Raw genomic sequence first — 20,134 nt, 5'->3', positions numbered from 1 at the left:
TTCCTTGGCGAATTGGGGTAAGTCGGTGTGCAACGAAGTACACGATAGTGCATCGAATACACACATTATGATGTGATCATGTCCCAAGCCCGGACCTACCACTCGCCGCGCCGGGAGCTCGGTGCCGCGGCCACACGACGGGACCTCATCGCGGCGGCCCGGCGGCTGTTCGCGCGCAACGGGTACGCCCAGGTCACCGTCGCCGACATCGCCCGCGAAGCGGGAACGGCGGTCAAGACCGTCTACGCGAGCGTCGGCGGCAAGGCGGAGATCCTGCGGGAGATTCTCGAGGGGGCCCTCCAGGATTCGGGCGCCGAGGAGACGATCGCCCAGGTACGGGCCGCCTCCGACGCTGCCACCTGCCTGGCCCTGCTCGCACACGGGACACGCCTCGGCAACGAGAGCCAGGGCGAGACCCTCGCCATCCTCAACAGCGCGATGCACGTCCACCAGGGCGCCGAGGCACTCTGGGAGCGGATCGCGACGGCCTACCGCGCCGCGCTGCGCCGCGCCGCCGAGCACCTCGACGACCTCGGGTGCCTCCCGGCGGGCATGACGGCCGACCGGTACACCGACCTGCTGTGGTTCTGCTTCGGCCCCCAGGCCTGGCGGGTGCTCGTCGGCGACTGCCACTGGACCTGGGACGAGGCCGAGACCCGGCTCGCCGCCACGGCCACGACCCTGCTCGTCACGGCCTAAGACCTCATCCGAAGTCTCCGTCCGTAGCGGGACCTCGGATGAGGCCCCAAGGCCGGACGGGCGCCGTCCGGCAGGGGGCGCCCGTCCGCATCATCGAACGGTCATTCGGAGATGCCGAGGTCGCGGGCCTCCTCGCGGAGCTCCGGGGCGCCCTTGACTCCCGCGCTCTCCAGCTCGTGCGCCAGTTCGTCCAGTTCCGCGCCGCCCGCCATCTGGGCGGTCAGCTCGGCGAGCGAGATCTCTTCGTTGGTGTAGTAACCGATGCTGCGGCCGCGCTTGAGGAGCAGGAACCGGTCCCCCACCGGGTACGCGTGGTGGGGGTTGTGGGAGATGAAGATGACACCGAGGCCCCGCTCGCGCGCCTGGGCGATGTAGCGCAGTACGACGCCTGCCTGCTTGACCCCCAGCGCGGCGGTGGGCTCGTCCAGGATCAGGACCTTCGCGCCGAAGTAGACGGCGCGGGAGATCGCGACGCACTGGCGCTCGCCGCCGGACAGGGTGCCGATGGGCTGGTCGACGTCGCGCAGGTCGATCCCCATGTCCAGGAGTTCCTTCTTGGCGGTCGCGCGCATGAAGCCGATGTCGAGCCGCTTGAACGGCCCCACGCCCGTGCGCTTCTCCGAACCCAGGAAGAAGTTGCGCCATACCGGCATCAGCGGCACGACCGCCAGATCCTGGTAGACCGTGGCGATGCCGTGCTCCAGCGCCTCGCGGGGCGATCCGAAGGAGACCTCCTCGCCCTCGACACGGAACACACCCTCGTCGTGCTTGTGCAGGCCGGCGACGATCTTGATGAGCGTGGACTTGCCCGCGCCGTTGTCGCCGAGCACGCAGGTGATCTCGCCGGCGGCGACCTCAAGGGTGATGTCGCGCAGCGCGATCACGTTGCCGTACCGCTTGCCGACGCCCTCCAACTGGACGAGTGGCTCCGAAGCTTCACTCATTTTCCTGCCTCCGCTCGGCGCCGTACGACCAGGTTCACGACGGTGGCGGCGAGCAGCATCGCGCCCAGGAAGAACTTGAACCAGTCGGGGTTCCACTCGGCGTAGACGATGCCGTTGCTCGTCATGCCCCAGATGAACGCGCCGATGGCCGCGCCGATCGCCGAGCCGTACCCGCCGGTCAGCAGGCAGCCGCCGACGACCGCGCAGATGATGTAGAAGAACTCGTTGCCGACGCCCTCACCGGACTGCACCGACTTGAAGTTGAACAGGATGTGCATCCCGTAGAACCACGCCGTGAAGGACACGCCCATGAACAGGGCGATCTTCGTACGCGTGACCGGGACGCCCACCGCGCGTGCACTGGAGGCCGACCCGCCCACCGCGAAGATCCAGTTGCCGGACCGCGTACGCAGCAGCAGCCAGGTGGCGATGGCCACGAACACGATCCACCACAGCACCGTGATGTTGACCTGCACGCCGCCGACCGTGAAGTTGCGCGCGAACACCGCACGCGCCTGGGAGAAACCGTCCATGTCCTCGATCGAGGGCGTGGCGACGTTGTGCGTGATGAGCTTGGTGAAGCCGAGGTTCAGGCCCGCCAGCATGAAGAACGTGCCGAGGGTGATGATGAAGCTCGGCAGCCCGGTCTTGACGTACAGCAGGCCGTTGAGGAAGCCCAGCGCGAGGGTCACCACGAGGGAGATCGCGACGCCCGCCCAGACGTTGAGGGTGAGCTGGTAGCTGAACATCGACGCGATCAGCGCCGAGGAGGTGACCATCACCCCCGCGGACAGGTCGAACTCCCCGCCGATCATCAGCAGCGACACCGACACGGCCATGATGCCCATCGACGCGCTGGAGTACAGGACCGTGGAGAACGACGACGCGCGCAGGAAGGCGTCGGCGACCAGGGAGAAGAAGACGAACAGGACGATGGCGCCGACGAGCGCGCCGATCTCGGGGCGGCCCAGCAGCTTGCGGAACGCCGACCGCGCGGCGAGACGTTCGTCCGCCGGCGCGGGTGGTGCGATGGTCTGACTCACCGGGAACTCCTTGGTTCCGGCGCGGGGCGCCCCCGCCGAGGGAGGCGCCCCGCGGTTCCTATCGAGTGCCTCGGTCCGCGTACGGCGCCACGGTGTCCGCGTTGGACTTGTCGACGATCGCCGGCCCGGTGAGGACGGGCTGCCCGCCGCCGATGACGTCCCCGTTGTTCTTGTACAGCCACAGCTCGTCGACGGCCTCGTAGCCCTGGAGGTAGGGCTGCTGGTCGACGGCGAACTGGATGCGGCCGTCCTTGATCGCGGTGACCAGGTCCTTGTTCATGTCGAACGTGGCGACCTTGGCCTTGCTCCCCGCGTCCTTGGCGGCGTCGGAGGCGGTGAGGGCGACCTGGGCGTTGAGCGCCAGGATGCCGTCGATGCCCTTGTCGGCCTGGAGCTTGGCGGTGACCGCCGACTTGACCTGCGGCATGTTCGCGCCCTGCACGAAGAGGTTCTGCAGGTCGCCGGAGAAGGTCTTCTTCGCACCCGCGCAGCGCGCCTCGAGACCGACGTTGCCCTGTTCGTGGATCAGGCAGACGGCCTTCTTGACGCCGGCCTTGTTGAGCTGCTCGCCGGCCGCCTGGCCGGCGATGCTCTCGTCCTGGCCGAAGTGCGCGATCGCGCCGAACTTGGCCGAGTCCTCGGCGCCGGAGTTGATCGTCACGACGGGGATCTTGGCCGCGACGGCCTTGGCGACGACGTCCTTGAGGGCGTCCGGCTTGGCCAGCGTGACGATGATGCCGTCGACGTGCTGGTCGATGTAGGTCTGGACCAGCTGGGCCTGCTTGCCGCCGTCGGGGTCCGCGGCGTACAGGAACTGGACGTTGTCCTTGGCGGAGGCGGACTTGGCCCCCTTCTGCACGATGTCCCAGAACGCGTCGCCCGGGGCGGAGTGCGTGACCATGGCGATCTTGATCCGGGGGCCGCCGCCGCCCAGCGCCTTGGTCGCCTGGTCGTCGGCCTTCTTCCCGCCCGAGCTGCTGCACGCGCTCAGTGCCAGCAGCCCCGCCAAGGCCGTGGCGATCACCTTTCGCTTCATGTGTATCGGTCTCCTCTCAGTGGCACGCTTACCGTGGCGCCCTGCGCCATGGGGCGTTCGCAGGAGGATGCGAGCTGCCATGCGTGCAGTCCGGCCGCGGGTGGCGTGAGGGTATCGGCTCCACCGGCCACAAACCGGCGCAGACCGTCTCTGTTCGGTTACGGGACGGGGATCTACAAATAGAAGCGCTGTGCCTGTTTGTCCTTCTCGTAGCGCGCGCGGGCCTCGCGTACGGTGTCCAGCCCGGAGACCTCGGCGACCGGGACATCCCACCACGCCTCGCCGTCCGGCGCCTGCCGCAGCGGATCGGTCTCGACGTGGACGACCGTGGTGACGGACGCGGCGCGTGCGGCCACGAGCGCTTCGCGGAACTCGGTGGCGGTACGCGCGGTGAGCACCTGGGCGCCGAGGCTGGCGGCGTTGGCGGCGAGGTCGACGGGGAGCACGTCACCGTCCAGGCCGCCGGGGGTCCGGTAGCGGTAACGCGTGCCGAACCGCTGCGCGCCCACCGACTCGGACAGGTTGCCGATCGAGGCGTAGCCGTGGTTCTGCACGAGGACCACGACGAGCTTGACGCCCTCCTGCACGGCGGTGACCAGCTCGCTGGACATCATGAGATAGGAGCCGTCGCCGACCATGACGAACACCTGGCGGCCCGGGTCGTCGCTCTCGTCCAGAGCCATCTTGACGCCCAGCCCGCCGGCGATCTCGTACCCCATGCATGAGTAACCGTACTCGACGTGGTAGCTCTTCGGATCCCGCGGTCGCCATAGTTTGTGCAGGTCACCCGGCATGGAGCCGGCGGCGCACACCACCACGTCACGCGCCTGCGCGACCTCGCCGACGATGCCGAGGACCTCGGCCTGGCCGGGCAGGCCCTCGGCGGAGGCGCGGAACGCCTCGTCCACGAGCGCGTTCCATCCGGCCACCCGCTCGCGGGTCTCCGAACGGTAAGCCGGCGGCACCGACCAGCCGTCCAGGGCGCCGCGCAGACCGGCCAGGCCGGTACGCGCGTCGGCGGTCAGCGCGGTGGCCGCGTGCTTGGCCGAGTCGAACCCGGCCACGTTGAGGTTGACGAACCGCGCACGGCCGAACAGGCTGCGCGAGGCCGTGGTGAAGTCGCTGTAGCGGGTGCCGATCCCGATGACGACGTCGGCCTCACGCGCCAGGGCGTTCGCGGCCGTGGTGCCGGTGGCGCCGATCGCGCCCGCTGCCTGCGGGTGGTCCCACGGCAGCGCCCCCTTCCCGGCCTGGGTCTCCCCCACCGGGATGCCGGTCTCCTCGGCGAAGGCACGGAGCTCGCCGGTGGCGCGGGCGTAGATCACGCCGCCGCCCGCGACGATGAGCGGGCGCTCGGCCCCGCGGATCACCTCGGCGGCCCGCTCCAGGGCGGCGAGCTCGGGCATCGGCCGCGCGACGTGCCAGACGCGGCGGGCGAACAGCTCCTCCGGCCAGTCGTACGCCTCGGCCTGCACGTCCTGCGGGAGGGCGAGGGTCACCGCGCCGGTCTCGGCAGGATCGGTGAGCACCCGCATCGCGGCCAGCAGCGAAGAGGGGAGCTGTTCGGGGCGGTTGATCCGGTCCCAGAACCTCGACACCGGCTTGAACGCGTCGTTGACGGACACGTCGTACGAGCGCGGGTCCTCCAGCTCCTGCAGTACCGGGTTGGCGGCGCGGGTGGCGAAGATGTCGCCGGGCAGCAGCAGCACCGGGATCCGGTTGACGGTCGCCAGGGCGGCGCCGGTGACCATGTTGGTCGCGCCCGGCCCGATGGAGGTCGTGCAGGCGAACGTCCGCAGCCGGTCGTGCGCCCGCGCGAACCCGACGGCGGTGTGCACCATCCCCTGCTCGTTGCGTGCCATGTAATAAGGAAGCTCGGCGGCGCCCTCTTCTTTTGTGGCCTCCAGCAGTGCCTCGCCGATCCCGGCGACGTTGCCGTGCCCGAAGATGCCCAGGCAGCCGGCGAAGAAGCGCTGTTCCACGCCGTCGCGTTCGGACCACTGGTTCGCGAGAAAGCGGACGGTCGCCTGTCCGGTGGTGAGCCTCATCGTTGCTCCGCTGCCGAGGTGAGGGGAAGGCGGGGGTCGGTCTCCTGACCGTCCCAGGTCTGCCGGATCCACCCGTGCGCGGGGTCGTCGCAGATCAGCCACGCACGCTCCGGGGACGGACCGGCCATGACGTTCAGGTAGTACAGGTCATAGCCCGGCGTGGCCATCGAGGGGCCGTGCCAGCCGTGCGGGATCGTCACGACGTCGCCGGTGCGCACCTCGGCGAGCACGTCGATCGGCCGCTCCTCGGTCCCGTACACCCGCTGGTAGGCCATGCCCCCGCCGGCCACCTCGAAGTAGTAGATCTCCTCCAGGACGCACTCGCCGGGGCGTTCCTCGTCGTGCTTGTGCGGCGGGTAGGAGGACCAGCAGCCCCCCGGGGTCAGCACCTCGCACGCGATCAGCTTGTCGGCGTGCGGGAACGCCTCAGGGGTGCAGAAGTTGTTCACCTGGCGGCTGGCGACGCCCGCCCCCCGCAGCTCGACGGGCACGTCCCCGGCCGGGCCGTACCTCGGGTTCAGCCGGGCCTCGCACCGCGCCGAGGGGAGCGCGAACCGGCCACTCCCCCGCACCCGTACGGTGGCGTCACGCGGCACGTACGCGAAGTCGGTGACGCGGGAGAACACATCCTCGCGCCCGGTGAGCTCGAAGGTCTCGCCGTCGCACTCGACCGCGCAGCTCCCGCCGAGCGGCAGCACGAGCATCTCCTCGTCGCCGGTCGAGAAGACGTGCTCGCCATCGAGGTCCAGGGTGCGCAGCCCGGAGTAGGCCCAGCCCGCGCTCTCCGGGGTGACGACCAGGCCGTACGGGCCGGCCGCCGTGCTCCCCTGGGGCAGATGGTGCTTGCTCACGTCATGACCTCCACCGCCGCGTCCACGGCGGCCGCGACGTCGTCTCCTGGGGGATACAGCAGGGTGCGGCCGGCCACGAGACCCATCACGCTGGGCAGCGACAGGGCCTTGCGCCAGCCCGCCAGCGCGGTGTCCTGGTCGGCGGAGACCTCACCGCCGAGCAGCAGCGCGGGCAGGGTGGACGCCGCCATCACGCGTTCCATCTCCTCCACGACGGGCACCTTCAGCCAGGTGTACGCCGAGGTCGCGCCGAGCCCGGAGGCGATCGCGACGGCACGCGTCATGGCGTCCGCGGTCAGGACGTTGCGCACCCGTCCGCCGGCGCGCCGGGAGACGAACGGCTCGACCATCGCCATCAGCCCCTGCCGGGCCAGCCCGGTCACGGCGTTCGCGCAGCTCTCCAGCGTGCGCACGGTGGCCGGGTCGTCATCGTCGATGCGCAGCAGCATCTTCCCGCCGTCCAGGCCCTGCCCGGCGATGGCGGCCGGGTCATAGGCGGTGAACCGGTCGTCGATCTCGAACGCGGCGCCGGACACGCCGCCGCGGTTCATCGAGCCGATGACGACCTTGTCGTCCAGGACGCCGAGCAGCAGCAGGTCCTCGATGACGTCCGGGGTGCCCAGCACGCCGTCGACCCCCGGCCGCTCCAGCGCCACGCACAGCCGGCGGAGCAGCTCGGTACGGTCGGCCATGGCGAGCGGGCGGTCGCCGACGGCGAGCGCGCCACGTGCCGGATGGTCCGCCGCGATGATCATCAGCCGGCCGGACGGGCCGAGTAGCGCGGACCGCCGGACCCGCCGGGCCGCGGCCTCCGCGACGGCCTTGGGACGGTTCGCGCGGATCCCGGTCAGGCCGCCGAGCCGCTCGGCGAACGGGCCGCTCACGAGTCCTCCGCGCGCTCGGAGAGAAGTGCCTCGACCTCCGCGGTGGTCGGCATCGCGTCCGAACAGGCGATGTTCGAGGCGACGATCGCGCCGGCCGCGCCCGCGAACCGGATCATGCGGCCGGCGTCCCAGCCGGCCAGCAGACCGTGGCAGAGCGCGCCGCCGAACGCGTCGCCCGCGCCGAGCCCGTTGACGACCTCCACCTGGACCGGCGGCGCCTCGACGACACCCTCATCGTCGGCGGCCAGCACGCCCTTGGGTCCCTGCTTGACGACGGCGAGCCGTACGCCGCGGTCCCGCAGTGCCTCCGCCGCGCGGCGTGGATCGCTCTCCCCCACCGCCACCGCGCACTCCTCCTGGTTGCCGACCGCGACGGTGACGTGGTCGAGCGCCTTGTCCACCCAGTGCCGCGCGGCCTCCGGCGACTCCCAGAACATCGGCCGGTAGTCCAGGTCCAGGACGGTGGTCCCGTCGTGGGCCGCCAGCGCCGCGAGCGTGGCCGAGCGGCTGGGCTCATCGGACAGGCCGGTCACCGTCGCCCAGAAGACCTTCGCCTCCCGTATGGCGTCGAGGTCGAGCTCGTCGCCACGTATCTCCATGTCAGGGGCCTTCGGATACCGGTAGAAGTACAACGGGAAGTCGTCCGGGGGGAATATCTCACAGAAGGCCAGCGGTGTGGGCAGCCCGGGTACGGCGGTGACGAAACGGTCGTCCACGCCGTACCCGCGCAGGGCCTGGTGGACGAAGCGCCCGAACGGGTCGTCGCCGGTCCGCGTGATCACGGCGGCGTTCCGGCCGTGGCGCGCCGCGGCGACCGCGACGTTGGTCGGGCTGCCGCCGAGGTACTTCCCGAACGAGGTGACGTCCTCGAGCCGCACCCCGATCTGCAGCGGGTAGACGTCGACACTCACCCGTCCCATCGTGATGAGCTCATCCCTCACGCCGAAGCCACCTTCTCCATGAACGCGACGCTGCGCAGGACGTCGCCGACGGGTCCGGCGCCCGGCCGTGGGTCGGCGCCGAGGATCGTGTCCTGCTCCATGACGTACCAGCCCGTGTAGCCCGCGGTGGTCAGCGCGCCGACGATGCCGGGGATGTCGATGTCGCCCGCGCCGAGCGGACGGTAGATGCCCTCGCGTACGGCCTCGGTGTAGGTCACCTCACCGGCCCGTACCCGGACGGCCGTGGCCGCGTCGACGTCCTTGAGATGGACGTGCGCGATCCGGTCCGGCGCCCTGCGCGCCAGGGCCAGCGGGTCGGTGCCGCCGATGAGCAGGTGCCCGGTGTCCAGGCACAGCGGGATGTGTGAGCCGGCCAGGACCCGGTCGACCTCCTCGGGCCCCTCCACGACCGTGCCGACGTGCGGGTGCAGGGTCGCGAGCACGCCCGCCCCGGCGGCGTACGCGGCGATGCGGTCGAGGTTGGTCAGCAGGGTCCGCCAGCCGTCGCCGGTCAGGGCGGGCCGCTCGTCGTAGCCGTCCAGGCCGGTGGCCGCCGCGAGTACGAGCGTCCCGGCGTCGCCGAACCCGGCGAGGGCTCGCCGTACGTACGGGAGCGGGTCGATGGACGGGTCGTGCAGGACCACCGGGACGAAGCCGCCGACCGCGCCCAGCCCGTAGGACTTCAGGAGCGCGGACCGCTCCCCCGGGTCGGCCGGCAGGAATCCCTCGGGGCCGAACTCCGTCGCGGCCAGACCCGCGTCGCGCATCTCGGCGAGCACCCGGTCCGGATCCAGCTGGTGGCCCCAGCCCGGAACCTCGCACACGCCCCAGGAGATCGGCGCCCCCGCGATCCTCACTTGCGGACCTCCTCGATCGTCACGGCACGTGCCTCGCGGCGGGATCGTTCGCACGCCTCGGCGACGTAGAACGCCTCGAGCGCCTCCTTGGGCGGGCACGGGCTGTCCGCCCGCCCGTCCACGACCTGGAGGAAGACGCGCATCTCGGCGGCGTACGCGTCGCTGAAGCGTTCGAGGAAGCCGGTGTAGGGGGTGCCGTCCTCCAGCAGGTCGCCGTCGGCCAGGGTGAGCGGTGTGTGCTCGTTCAGGCCCGCGACCAGGCTGTCCTTGGCGCCCAGCGCCTCCAGCCGTACGTCGTAGCCGGCGGCGTTGTAGCGCGTCTCGCAGATGATGGCGATCGTGCCGTCATCGAGGGTGAGGAGGGCGGCGCCCGTGTCGACGTCGCCGCTCTCGGCGAAGTAGTCCTCGCCCTTGTTGGCGCCGACCGCCACGACCTGGACGACGTCGCGGCCGGTCACGAACCGCACGGCGTCGATGTCGTGCACCGCGCAGTCGCGGAAGATGCCGCCGGACACCGGGATGTAGCCGGCCGGCGGCGGTGCCGGGTCGAGCGTGCAGGAGCGGACCGTGTGGAGCCAGCCGAGCCGGCCCGTCGCCACGGCGTCCCGCACCGCGACGTGTCCCGCGTCGAAGCGGCGCTGGAAGCCGATCTGGACCGGTGAGCCGGCGCGTTGGACCGCCGCCATGACTTGGAGCGTTCCAACGATGTCCGGCGCAACGGGCTTCTCGCAGAACACCGGCATCCCGGACTCCACCGCGCGCGTCACCAGCTCCGCGTGGGCGTCCGTCGCGGCGGCCACGACGAGCCCGTCCAGGCCGGAGGCGAAGAGCTCGTCCACGGTGCTCGCCGCCCGCGCCGCATGCTTGCCCGCGAGCGCCCGCGCCCGGCCCGCATCGACGTCGGCGATCACCACTGACTCGACTTCGGGCAGGTCACGCAGGGTTTCGGCGTGCCGGGCCCCGATGCGCCCGGCTCCGGCGAGCCCGATTCTCATAGGGTCCTCCGCGGGTCGACGTATGCCAGCTGCGTTACGAGCGGGTTAACTCGATGTTCCCGCAGTCTGCTTCGGGATCTCCGCGTATGTCAATGATTTGTAATGACATTAAGAGGTAATACCAAACTTAGTGGGCAACGCTAAGATCGCCACCAGCCGACTTGAGGATCCAGTGGTGCAGCGACCAGCACTGACCGTCGACCGGGGCAGTCCGGTTCCCCTCTACTTCCAGCTGGCCGAGCAGCTGGAGGCAGCGATCCGCGAGGGCACGCTCACCCCGGGCTCGCGGCTGGAGAACGAGGTCCAGCTCGCCGGCCGGTGCGGGCTCTCCCGCCCGACCGTGCGCCAGGCCATCCAGCATCTCGTCGACAAGGGCCTGCTGGTGCGCAAGCGCGGCGTCGGCACGCAGGTGGTGCAGGCGCACGTCCGGCGCCCGATCGAGCTCACGAGCCTGTACGACGACCTGGCCGCCGACCAGCGCTCGCCGCGGACCAAGGTGCTGGAGCTGGCCACGGTGCCCGCCGGCGACGACCTCGCCAAGGACCTCGGCCTGCCGCCCGGCTCCGACGTCATCCGGTTGCGGCGGCTCCGGCTCAGCGACTCCGAGCCGCTCGCCCTGCTGACCAACCACCTGCCCACCGACATCGTGGAGCTGACCGTCGAGCAGCTCGAGGGACACGGCCTCTACGAGACGTTGCGGGCGGCCGGGGTCAACCTGCGCATCGCGCACCAGACGATCGGCGCCCGCGGCGCCACGACGGCCGAGGCCGCCCTCCTCGACGAACGCCGTGGCGTACCGCTGCTCACCATGACCCGCACGGCGTTCGACGACAAGGGCCGCGCCATCGAGTACGGCACCCACGTGTACCGGGCGAGCCGTTACTCCTTCACCCTCACGCTGGTCGAGCGCTGACCATCGTGGTCAGTTGTCGTTTCGGGGTAACTCCTGATCAAGGAGTTACCCCGAAAACGTACAGCCCCCGTCGATCGGGGCGACCCCACGCCCGTGCCTGGTACGCCACCAGCTCAAGGCGTGGCACTACCTCGGCCCCCCTGGAGTCGGGTTACCCGAGGCGCTTCAGCAGGAGCCCGAGCACCTCGTCGGCGGAGTTCATCGCGGCGATCTCCTGAGCCACTGCCGCGGCGCCATCGGCCACCGCTTGGTCGGCGAGCACCCGAGCAACCGCTGCACCGATCTGATCCGGAGCATCGACGACCACGGCCGCGCCCGCCTCGGCGGCCCGTGCGGCGTTGACCGGTTTGTCCAAGCCCGTCGGGAGCAGGACCATCGGACGGGCGGCGCTCAGCGCGGACAGCACGGTGCCTGCCCCCGCAGCGGCCACCACCAAGTCGACCCCTTCCAACAGTTGCTTCATCGGAACGAAGCCGGCCAGGTGCACCCGCGTGGAGTCGACCTGGTGGTCTCCCAGGTCTGTTGCGGAGTGCGGGGCGACGATCACGTTGACGTCCAACGGGGCCAGCGAGTCCAGGATCGGCACGAGAGCCGCGGGGTCTTCGACCAGCGTGCCCAGGGTCACCAGGATCAACGGGCGGTCTTCCCGGCCCGCGAAGCGCGGCCGGGACCAGGTGCTGTTCTCGTCGGAATGCGGCTCCGGCCGGATGGCCATCCGCTCGGCGGGCAGGGCGTAGCCGTCCCGAAGCAGGCTGTCGGGCCACGGGTCGACATAGGCGACGGGCGCTGTGGGGGTCGCCCCATACTTAGGGAAGCGGGCGGCGGCGGCCTGGTCGAACGCGGCGGCCAGCCGCGCGTCGAGCGGCAGGGCCGCCCCATGTGAGATCCAGGGGGTGCCGAGCGCAGCGGCAGCGAACCGGCCCAGGTAGTCGACCATGTCGGTGACGACGAGGTCGGGGGCGAAGTCCCTGGCGGCGGCGAGCCCGGCCTCCGCGCCCAGGATCAGCCGGGACTCAACGAAGAAATGGACCGCCCCGCCCACCATGTCCTCCATCGGATTGATCCCGGTACGCCGGATGACGTCGTCCAAAGTCTCCGGGACACTCGGACCGGCTGGAAGGCACGGCATTCCAGCGGCGAACGAGGCCATGGACGGATGGCTGAGCAATGCGACCTCGTGACCGGCACGGCCGGCCGCGGCAGCCAGCGGCAGCATCGGCAGCAGGTGCCCCAAGGCAGGCGTGCTGGAGAAAAGAATGCGCATGAAAACTCCTTTAGGTGGTGAGAGCCAGGGCCGGCCGACGGCCGCTCGAAAATGGATTCAGTCGTCGGTGGGCACGTGCGCCGGGGGGTGATCCGCCGGGCAGGGAAGCAGAAAAGCGAATGGTGGTTTATTTCGCTCAGACGGTGAGCAGGGTCTTGCCGACGGCGGCGCGGCTCTCCATCACACGGTGTGCGTCGTCGGCCCTCTCGAGCGGGAACCGTTGGCCGATCACCGGCCGCAGCCGGGCCGCAGCGGCCAGCGCGAGGGCTTCGGTGCTGCGCCGGATCTGCTCATCGGGCTTGCCGAAGACGCCACGCCGCACACGGACGCCTCGCTCGGTGGCAGCCTGCTCCGACACGTCCGGCCAGTCAGCGGCGGAGCTGAAGCCAAAGCTGATCATCCGGCCGTCGCGGTCGAGCAGGTCGAACGCGGCCTCGGCGATGGCGCCGCCGACTCCGTCCAGGACGACGTCCACCCGCCCGACCGCCTCGGCCCATCCCGGCTCCAGGTAGTCGATCGCCTCGCCAGCACCGAGTTCTCGTGCCAGAGCCACCTTGCGGGGGCCGCCGGCCACGGCCACCACATTCGCACCCGCCGCCACGGCCAGCTGCACGAGCAGCGAGCCGACACCACCGGCCGCCGCCTCGACCAGCACCCGATCACCGGGCTTGATTCCGGCGGCGTCGATGATCATCAGAGCGGTGCGCCCGTCCGCGAGCAGGGCGACGGCGTCGTCAGTCGGGACATCCGCCGGCACCTCGATCACGGAAGCGGCGTTGACGGCGGCCAGCTCCGCGTAGCCGCCGGCGCCGCCCGTGCCGGTCACGACCCGTTTGCCCACCAGTGGTTCCTCCGACGAGGATCCCGCCGCGACGATCACACCGCCCACCCCGTTGCCGGGGATCAGCGGCGGCTGCGGGAACGGTCCAACGCCATTCGCACGGAACATGGTCTCGACCCACGTGATGTTGGCATATTCGACCTGGATCAGCACCTGCCCCGGGGCGGGGACCGGCTCCGGGGTCTCCTCGACGCCGAGTACCTCAGGTCCGCCGAACTCTCTCAGCCATACCGCTCGCATAGTCACACATCCTCTTTGGGTCGTGGTCCACTCATCAGAGTCGACTCTGATGAGTAGTGTAGTGGATAAGATCCACGTCATGACGAACGAGCCGGACGGTGCCGCCGCGCCAGGAAGAAGATCCGAGTACGCGCAACTCACGCGGCAGGCCATCGTGGAGGCCGCCCGCGAGCTGTTCACGCGGAAGGGGTACTTCGCAACGAAGGTCGAGGACATCGCGAAGGCGGCCCGCGTCGCACCGGCCACCGTGTACGCGGTCGGGGGTGGCAAGAACGGACTACTGCGCACGTTGATCGAGGCGGGCGCCAAGGATGAGAACATCCCGCAGATCCTCGCCCGGATCGAGTCGATCACCGAGCCGCGGGACCTGATCCGCTTCGTCGTGCACACCACGCGCGTCAAGTTCGAGGAGTGGTCCGGCCTGATGCGTCAGGTCGCTGCGGCGGCGGTGCAGGAGCCGGGCGTGCGGGAGAGCGAGCGGATCGCCCACGAAGGCCTGCGCGGCGGGCTGGCCCTGACCGCCCGTCGGCTCATGGAGATGGGCGCGTTTCGCCCGGGCGTAGACGTCGACAGAGCCACTGACCTGCTATGGATTTATCTCTGCAACGCCGCCTACTTCATCCGCACCGACGACCTCGGCTGGTCACTGGACCAGTCCGAGACCTGGCTCAACGAAACGTTGACCTTCGCCCTGCTCGGGAGTTGACGCACCCAGCCGGTGGTCGGCGTCCAGGACCGGCCAGGTTCGCCTTCACCCCTTCCGCCGGCAGGCCGGAAATGTCGAGCCACGGTCACGTACCGGACGCACCACGTAATGGCCGCTGATAGACCCGGACAACAGCGGGCGGGAACGGCACCGGCGGCGTGACCGGCTCGCCGGACGTGCTCATCCTGTCGGCGAGTGGCGAACACCAGAACGTCCTGGCGGCCATGACCGCGGGTGCCACCGGCTATCTACTCAGATCCGCACGGCTCGATGAGGTGACCGCGGCGATCCGTGCCGCGGCGGCGGGTGAGACGGTGTTCCCCCGGCTTGGCCGCCCTCGTCCTGGGCGAGTACCGCCGCCTCGGCGGGACGCCGGTGAGCGGTCCCCGGCTGACCGATCGGGAGACCGAGGTGCTGCGCTTCGTCGCGAAGGGGCTGACCTATCGCGAGATCGGCGGGCCACCGCGGCGTCCGCCTTCATGTCAGTTGTGGTGGGTGCGGTGCTGGCCTGGCTGCTGACCGGACTGGTCGTGCGGGCCGGGCTGGTCGTACGGGCCGTGCTGGCCGCTCTGGGCGTGGGGCATCTGCGGGCCGGTGAGGAGGTCGACGGGCGAGAACGCGGACGGCGGCCGCTCGAACAGCTGGTTCCGGATCTCGACGTCCTCCGTGGTGGGCCCGGTGATGACCGCGAGCAGCAGGACCGTCAAGATGATGAACGCGACGACGATGACGGGGACCATGAAGCTGATCGGGTCGACTCCGGTCACGGTCTGCGCGTCCGGCACCAGGCGTACGCGCAGCGCCGCCATGCCGGTGTAGTGCATGCCGCACACGGCGATGCCCATGATCAGCGCGGCGGCGGTGAGCGCCGCCGGAGTGCGCAGCGAGACGGTGAACCAGAGCGCCACCGTCGCGGCGACGATCGCGATCAGGAGAGACGCGGCCACCAGCGGGACGCTGTAGCTGATCTCGCCGTGAACGCGCATCCCGGCCATTCCCATGTAGTGCATCCCGGCGATCCCGAGGCCGGTGAAGACCCCGCCCCAGATCACCTTTTTACGCGTGGGCTCGCCGTAGCCCACGATGAACAGGCCACATCCGACGACGACCACGGCCACGATCGCGCTGCCGCCCGTGAGCAGAATGCCGTATCGCACCACGGAGCCGCGGACGCCGAACCCCATCATGGCCGAGAAGTGCATCAGCCAGATGCCCGTGCCGCCGATCGCGAGCGCGGCGAGCAGCAGCCAGCGGACGTGCTGACCGGACGAGCGGAACTGCTGCGCGCGTACCGTGCAGAGGAGGCCGAACAGGGACCCGGTGACCGACGCCGCGTAGGCGAGCACCGGGGTGAACCAACCCAAAGCAAAGTCATTCAGATGAGCCACTGCCATTCCCCCAGCTCCGCCCCATGATCTTCAGTCAGAGTGACAGGGTGGCCTCGTCGATACCCGAAAACAAGGATTTAAACGGACAAATTCACCACGCCACGATGCGTGACTTTGCGTGATCAAAGGTTGACTGATGAGATTTCTGTCCGTGAAGTCGCTGGTACTGGCCTCCGATCCTCGTGCGGGAATAGCCTCGGCGCCGTGCCGGCCCCCTTCCGGTCCTGACATTTCACGGTGGTGGAAGATGTCCGTAACCGACGGCCCGGCGCGGCGGCCCGGCCACTCGCCGGTCTCGACGCGCCTGCTCGTCTGCCTCGTGGTGGCCTTCATCGCGGCGGGCTTCGGCACCCTGCTGCTCACCGGGCAGAACCATCACGCCGAGGCGAAGATCGTGTGCGAGCGCTTCGTCGAACGCCGCATGACATCGGAGAACATCCATTTCTCCGGCGAGAAGGTGCGCGACCTGTCGGCGGCCGAACACGTCGTCACCGGAACGGCACGCGCCGCCGGCCTGCCACCGAAGAGCTACACGTGCACGGTCAGCCATGCCGGGAGCTCCTGGGTCCTGGGCGGGCTGACCGGAATCTGACCGCGCTCGCCCTCGTGACGGCCTGCGCCAGTGACGCGACCACGCGCACACCAGCCCGTGACCAGCGACTTCACGATGCACCGCTCAGTGGTCGCTTACGGGGGCCAGCCCTACCGTGCGCACTCGCATCAGCGACACCACCGACTGACGTGCCAGCCGGATTCCGTGCTCGACCCGGTCGCCGAATGATGGGACTGCCAGGCACAACAGCACCCTCAGTCGCCGAAGGATCACTCATGTCCCGCACTCCCCACAAGCGCCGGTCCACCTACCGCGTTCTGCCGGCCCTCGCCCTGCTGACCCTGACCGCGGGCGCCGTCACGGCCTGCGGCGACGACCATTCCTCCCCCGAGCACGCCGCCACGTCGCCCGCCTCCCCGGAAGCCGGCCGGTCCGGCGTATCGCGGGTGCACATGATCACCAGCGACGGTCACCGTGTGGCCTTCTATGTCACACCGGGCAACGGCCACACGATCGTCCTGGACTCGGGCGGCGGCGAGGACTCCTCACAGTGGAAGGACATCGCCCCCAAGCTCCACGCGGACACCGGCGCCACCGTCATCACCTACGACCGGGCCGGTCTCGGCAAGAGCGACGTGGTGCCCGGCCCGTGGAAGGTCCAGAGCGCTGTCAGCGACCTCAAGTCGGGGCTTGAGCAGCTGGGCGTCACCGGGCACGTGACGCTGGTGTCCCACTCCCAGGCCGGCGAGATCGCGAACTACTTCGCCAGGGACAACCCGAAGATGCTCTCCGGCGCGGTCCTGGTCGATGCCAATCTCCCCCCGTTCTTCACGGACCAGGAGATCCCCCGTCTCGTGGCCGCGAGCCGGCCGCAGGTCGACGCGGCGAAGAAGGACCCCGGCAAGCCGGAGAACCGCCAGCTCATCTCCACCGCGGAGGGCTTCGCCCCGGCGCACAGGGCATTCCACAAGGTCACGTGGCCGGACTCGGTCCCGGCAACGGTCATGGTCTCGGAGAAGACGCCGTTCGACGGTTCCCCCGTGGACGCCCGGCGCTGGCGCGACGCCGCCGCATCGTTCGCCCAGGACGGGCCCGGCCGAACGCTCGTCACCGTCAAGGGCAGCTCCCACGAGGTGCCGACGGACCGGCCCGACCTCGTACTCAAGGAGGTCGAGGACATGGTCGCCGCACGGCACTGACCCCCGCGATGCGATCCGCCTGCGGGCCCGCGGCGGCGGTCCGGTTCCAGGTGGCCGAGATCAGCGCTGGTCGAGCACCGCGTGCAGGAAGTCCTGGGTGCGCTGGTTCTCCGGGGTACTGAAGATCTTCTCCGGCGTGCCCTCCTCGACGATCTGACCCTGGTCGAACATCAGCACGCGGTTGGAGACGTCACGTGCGAAGCCCATCTCGTGGGTCACACAGAGCATCGTGATGTCGGTCTCGCCCGCGATGTCGCGCAGCACGTCCAGGACTCCCGCGACCAGCTCGGGGTCCAGCGCCGAGGTGACCTCATCCAGCAGCAGGATCTTCGGCTGCATCGCGAGGGCACGGGCGATGGCGACGCGTTACTGCTGGCCGCCGGACAGCCGGCTCGGGTGGGAGTCCGCCTTGTCCGCCGGCCCCACCAGGAGCCGCTCGACCAGCAGGAAGTCCGGAGTCCGCCCGTCGAGGTAGTTGTCGAACGGCATCGGCATCGTGTGGTTGAGCGCTATGCCCGCGCCGCTGCGCTTCATCGAGTTGCCCGTGACGGACAGGGACCCGAGTGTCATGCCATGGAACGCGTTGGTGAAGCTGACAATGGTCTCGCGGCCGGTGTACTTGCGGGCGAGCTTCAGCGCCGCCTCGACCGATGCCGTCCCCGCCGGGCCGGGAAACTGGATCCGGTAGTGACGCCCTCCTCGTCGTACAGGTGGCTGCCGGAGGCCTTGTGGAAGACCGCCGGCCATCCTCGGCGGTAACTTCGGACTTCGGATTCGAGCGACTCGAACACATCCATGCGTTTCACCTGTTCCTCGGGTGTCTTACCTGTCCAGTGGACCGATCCGATAGAGCTCCTCTGGCTGGTGGTCACCGGGGAACAGCTCCCCGGACAGGAGTGGGGTGCGCCGCAGCTCGGCGTCGCGGTCACGGGCGAACGCGGTGAAGAGCCGGTCGGAGGCGGTGTTGTCCGGCGTCACGGTGGCCTCGACGAACCGGAAGCCCCGATCGGCGAGGGCGGCGAGCATGCGGCCGGCCAGTCCGCGGCCTCTGAGGGCCGCGTCGACCGCGACCTGCCAGACGAAGAGCGTGCCGGGATCCTCGGGCCGGTCGAAGCCGGTGACGAAGCCGCGGACCTCTCCGCCTGCTCTGGCGACCACGGAGGTCGCCGCGAAGTCGCGGCACCACAGGACATAGCTGTAGGGAGAGTTGAGATCGAGTGTCTTCGAATCGCGAGCGATGCGCCACAAATGGCGGCCGTCTTCGAGCCGGGGTGGCCCGAACGCCTCGTCCATGGTGACGGACGGGGAATGCGGCCCAGATGGTTCTGCTGACGACATGGATCACGAACTTAGCGAATCCGTAACAGCCCGCTGAGCTGCGAATCGCTCGCGGTGTGAGTCAACAGCATTGGGTATACCGGCCGGGTTTCGGATTTCCGTCACCTGAGGGCGAGGACCTAAAATCGGCGGCGAGCGACGGACTGGCGCTTGACCGGCGACTATGCGGCCGATCCCGCGCGTTCCCCTACCGCCTCGGCTGCGCCGTCGATCATTGGCGGCCCTGTCGGGGATACCCGTGGGATCGTTAAACGATCAACATATTTATTGAGATGTACGTCACAAGTTCCATTGCAAACCGATAACGGATTACGGACTTCTGTGTGGGGCGTCCTATCACGACGACGCCGCCGAGCACTAGTTTGAGATCATGCGCGTACTGGTCACCGGGGCGTCGGGATTCATCGGATCCAACGCGGTGAAGTCGCTCCTCGCCCTGGGGCACCGGCCGCGCCTTCTCGTCCGCGATCCGGTCCGCGCCGCCCGTGTCCTCGGCGAGCTCGGGGTGCCCGCCGAGGCGACCGAGATGTCCCAGGGGGACATGCTGGAGGAGGCTTCCGTCTCCCGTGCGCTCGACGGCTGTGACGCGGTGATCCACTCGGCCGCCGTCGTCGGGGTGACCGACCGGCGTACCGACCTGGTCGAGGCGAACGTCACCGGCACCCGGCACGTCGTGGGCGGCGCGGTCGCCCGTGGCCTGGACCCGGTGATCCACATCTCCACGATCGCGGTGTTCGTGCCGCCCGTCGAGCCCGTCATCACCTCCGACGGGCCGCTGGCGAGTCCGCGGACGGCGTACGGACGATCGAAGATGGAGGCGGAGCGCTACGTACGCGGCCTGCAGGACGACGGCGCGCCGGTGACCATCTTCTATTTCTCCGGGGTGATCGGGCCGTCCCAGCCGAACCTCGACAGCTTCTCGGCGGGCCTGGTCGCCGCGCTGAAGACCGCCTGGCCGATCACACGCGGCGGCGTGTCGCTGCTCGACGTCCGCGACGCCGGCGACGGGCTCGCACGCAGTGTGCGTCCGGGGCAGGGCGCACGCCGTATGGTCCTCGGCGGGAAGTACGTCACCTGGCCCCAGCTCGCCGACGCCTGTGACGCGGTGACCGGCGTCCGTACGCGCCGGATCCCCGTGCCCGCCCGCGCCCTGCTCGCGATCGGTACTCTTCTCGACGTCGCGAGGCGCGTGCACGGCTTCGGTTATCCGCTGACACGGGACGCGGCCGAGTTCGTCGTGACGCTCGTCCCCTCGGACGACACCGCCGCCCTCGACACGCTCGGCCTGACGCTCCGGCCGTTGGAGGAGAGCCTGGAGGACACCGTGCGCTGGCTCGTGGCCGCAGGACACCTCCACCCGTCCAAGGCGGGGCGGCTCGCCCCGTAGAGGAGCA

20 protein-coding genes and 2 pseudogenes are annotated in these 20,134 nt (G+C 69.9%); 7 read left to right on the top strand and 15 right to left on the bottom strand.

The window, feature by feature from the left end; genetic code table 11:
• The first annotated feature begins 78 nt into the window (after positions 1-78).
• A complete protein-coding gene (locus tag FB559_RS28435; protein ID WP_141959354.1) occupies positions 79-699 on the top strand; it encodes a TetR/AcrR family transcriptional regulator in 621 nt (206 codons plus the stop codon).
• A gap of 101 nt (positions 700-800) precedes the next feature.
• Here FB559_RS28435 and FB559_RS28430 read toward each other — a convergent pair whose 3' ends face one another.
• From FB559_RS28430 to FB559_RS28390, 9 genes are all read right to left on the bottom strand, one after another.
• Positions 801-1,643: an ATP-binding cassette domain-containing protein gene (locus FB559_RS28430; protein WP_141959351.1), complete on the bottom strand. Its 843-nt coding sequence runs from the start codon at positions 1,641-1,643 to the stop codon at positions 801-803.
• Entirely contained in the window at positions 1,640-2,686 is a 1,047-nt protein-coding gene (locus tag FB559_RS28425; RefSeq protein ID WP_246122140.1) for an ABC transporter permease, read from the bottom strand. The genes FB559_RS28430 and FB559_RS28425 overlap by 4 nt, the downstream gene beginning before the upstream one ends.
• A gap of 58 nt (positions 2,687-2,744) precedes the next feature.
• Positions 2,745-3,722 carry a sugar ABC transporter substrate-binding protein gene (locus tag FB559_RS28420; RefSeq protein WP_141959349.1) on the bottom strand — a complete coding sequence of 326 codons (978 nt, stop codon included), beginning with the start codon at positions 3,720-3,722 and terminating at the stop codon, positions 2,745-2,747.
• Between the two features lie 173 nt (positions 3,723-3,895).
• Complete coding sequence (gene iolD / locus FB559_RS28415; protein ID WP_141959347.1) at positions 3,896-5,770, bottom strand: 3D-(3,5/4)-trihydroxycyclohexane-1,2-dione acylhydrolase (decyclizing); 1,875 nt, start codon at positions 5,768-5,770, stop codon at positions 3,896-3,898.
• Complete coding sequence (gene iolB, locus FB559_RS28410; RefSeq protein ID WP_141959345.1) at positions 5,767-6,621, bottom strand: 5-deoxy-glucuronate isomerase; 855 nt, start codon at positions 6,619-6,621, stop codon at positions 5,767-5,769. The genes iolD and iolB overlap by 4 nt, the downstream gene beginning before the upstream one ends.
• On the bottom strand, positions 6,618-7,505 hold the full coding sequence (locus FB559_RS28405) for a Cgl0159 family (beta/alpha)8-fold protein (protein ID WP_141959343.1): 888 nt from the start codon (positions 7,503-7,505) through the stop codon (positions 6,618-6,620). The genes iolB and FB559_RS28405 overlap by 4 nt, the downstream gene beginning before the upstream one ends.
• Entirely contained in the window at positions 7,502-8,425 is a 924-nt protein-coding gene (iolC, locus tag FB559_RS28400; protein WP_185792615.1) for a 5-dehydro-2-deoxygluconokinase, read from the bottom strand. Before iolC ends, FB559_RS28405 begins: the two co-directional genes overlap by 4 nt.
• Positions 8,426-8,442: 17 nt before the next feature.
• Positions 8,443-9,303, bottom strand: coding sequence for a TIM barrel protein (locus FB559_RS28395; protein WP_221640212.1), 861 nt, complete (start codon positions 9,301-9,303; stop codon positions 8,443-8,445).
• Positions 9,300-10,298: a Gfo/Idh/MocA family protein gene (locus FB559_RS28390; RefSeq protein ID WP_141959339.1), complete on the bottom strand. Its 999-nt coding sequence runs from the start codon at positions 10,296-10,298 to the stop codon at positions 9,300-9,302. The genes FB559_RS28395 and FB559_RS28390 overlap by 4 nt, the downstream gene beginning before the upstream one ends.
• A gap of 172 nt (positions 10,299-10,470) precedes the next feature.
• Between FB559_RS28390 and FB559_RS28385 the strand changes: the two genes are divergently transcribed.
• Positions 10,471-11,211 carry a GntR family transcriptional regulator gene (locus tag FB559_RS28385; RefSeq protein WP_221640211.1) on the top strand — a complete coding sequence of 247 codons (741 nt, stop codon included), beginning with the start codon at positions 10,471-10,473 and terminating at the stop codon, positions 11,209-11,211.
• A 151-nt stretch (positions 11,212-11,362) separates the two neighbouring features.
• Here the strand turns inward: FB559_RS28385 and FB559_RS28380 are convergent, their stop codons facing one another.
• Positions 11,363-12,475, bottom strand: a complete 1,113-nt coding sequence (locus FB559_RS28380) for a glycosyltransferase (RefSeq protein WP_141959336.1) — start codon at positions 12,473-12,475, stop codon at positions 11,363-11,365.
• Between the two features lie 136 nt (positions 12,476-12,611).
• On the bottom strand, positions 12,612-13,556 hold the full coding sequence (locus tag FB559_RS28375; RefSeq protein WP_141959334.1) for a zinc-binding dehydrogenase: 945 nt from the start codon (positions 13,554-13,556) through the stop codon (positions 12,612-12,614).
• Between the two features lie 79 nt (positions 13,557-13,635).
• Between FB559_RS28375 and FB559_RS28370 the strand changes: the two genes are divergently transcribed.
• Positions 13,636-14,262 (top strand): TetR/AcrR family transcriptional regulator, encoded by a 627-nt coding sequence (locus tag FB559_RS28370; RefSeq protein WP_141959332.1) that lies wholly within the window; start codon positions 13,636-13,638, stop codon positions 14,260-14,262.
• 170 nt (positions 14,263-14,432) lie between these two features.
• A pseudogene (locus tag FB559_RS45795) lies at positions 14,433-14,715 on the top strand (transcriptional regulator); the annotation flags it as partial.
• A 29-nt stretch (positions 14,716-14,744) separates the two neighbouring features.
• Here FB559_RS45795 and FB559_RS28365 read toward each other — a convergent pair.
• A complete protein-coding gene (locus FB559_RS28365) occupies positions 14,745-15,626 on the bottom strand; it encodes an MHYT domain-containing protein (RefSeq protein WP_185792437.1) in 882 nt (293 codons plus the stop codon).
• Positions 15,627-15,897: 271 nt separating this feature from the next.
• Here FB559_RS28365 and FB559_RS28360 point away from each other — a divergent pair, with 271 nt between their 5' ends.
• The gene (locus FB559_RS28360; RefSeq protein ID WP_141959328.1) at positions 15,898-16,242 is read left to right on the top strand and encodes a hypothetical protein; all 345 of its coding nucleotides are present in this window, start codon (positions 15,898-15,900) and stop codon (positions 16,240-16,242) included.
• A 236-nt stretch (positions 16,243-16,478) separates the two neighbouring features.
• Complete coding sequence (locus tag FB559_RS28355) at positions 16,479-17,402, top strand: alpha/beta fold hydrolase (RefSeq protein WP_141959326.1); 924 nt, start codon at positions 16,479-16,481, stop codon at positions 17,400-17,402.
• A gap of 60 nt (positions 17,403-17,462) precedes the next feature.
• Here the strand turns inward: FB559_RS28355 and FB559_RS28350 are convergent, their stop codons facing one another.
• From FB559_RS28350 to ectA, 3 genes and pseudogenes are all read right to left on the bottom strand, one after another.
• Complete coding sequence (locus FB559_RS28350; protein ID WP_141959324.1) at positions 17,463-17,741, bottom strand: ATP-binding cassette domain-containing protein; 279 nt, start codon at positions 17,739-17,741, stop codon at positions 17,463-17,465.
• Positions 17,742-17,828: 87 nt separating this feature from the next.
• A pseudogene (locus FB559_RS28345) lies at positions 17,829-18,199 on the bottom strand (aminotransferase class III-fold pyridoxal phosphate-dependent enzyme); the annotation flags it as partial.
• Between the two features lie 25 nt (positions 18,200-18,224).
• Positions 18,225-18,695 carry a diaminobutyrate acetyltransferase gene (ectA, locus tag FB559_RS28340; protein ID WP_141961976.1) on the bottom strand — a complete coding sequence of 157 codons (471 nt, stop codon included), beginning with the start codon at positions 18,693-18,695 and terminating at the stop codon, positions 18,225-18,227.
• Positions 18,696-19,110: 415 nt separating this feature from the next.
• Between ectA and FB559_RS28335 the strand changes: the two genes are divergently transcribed.
• Positions 19,111-20,127: an NAD-dependent epimerase/dehydratase family protein gene (locus tag FB559_RS28335; protein WP_185792436.1), complete on the top strand. Its 1,017-nt coding sequence runs from the start codon at positions 19,111-19,113 to the stop codon at positions 20,125-20,127.
• Positions 20,128-20,134 lie beyond the last annotated feature (7 nt).

This window comes from Actinoallomurus bryophytorum (genome assembly GCF_006716425.1).
In the GTDB taxonomy this organism is placed as follows: Bacteria; Actinomycetota; Actinomycetes; order Streptosporangiales; family Streptosporangiaceae; genus Actinoallomurus; species Actinoallomurus bryophytorum.
Note: the sequence above shows the minus strand (reverse complement) of the source record. Positions and strands in the feature narration are given on the sequence as shown.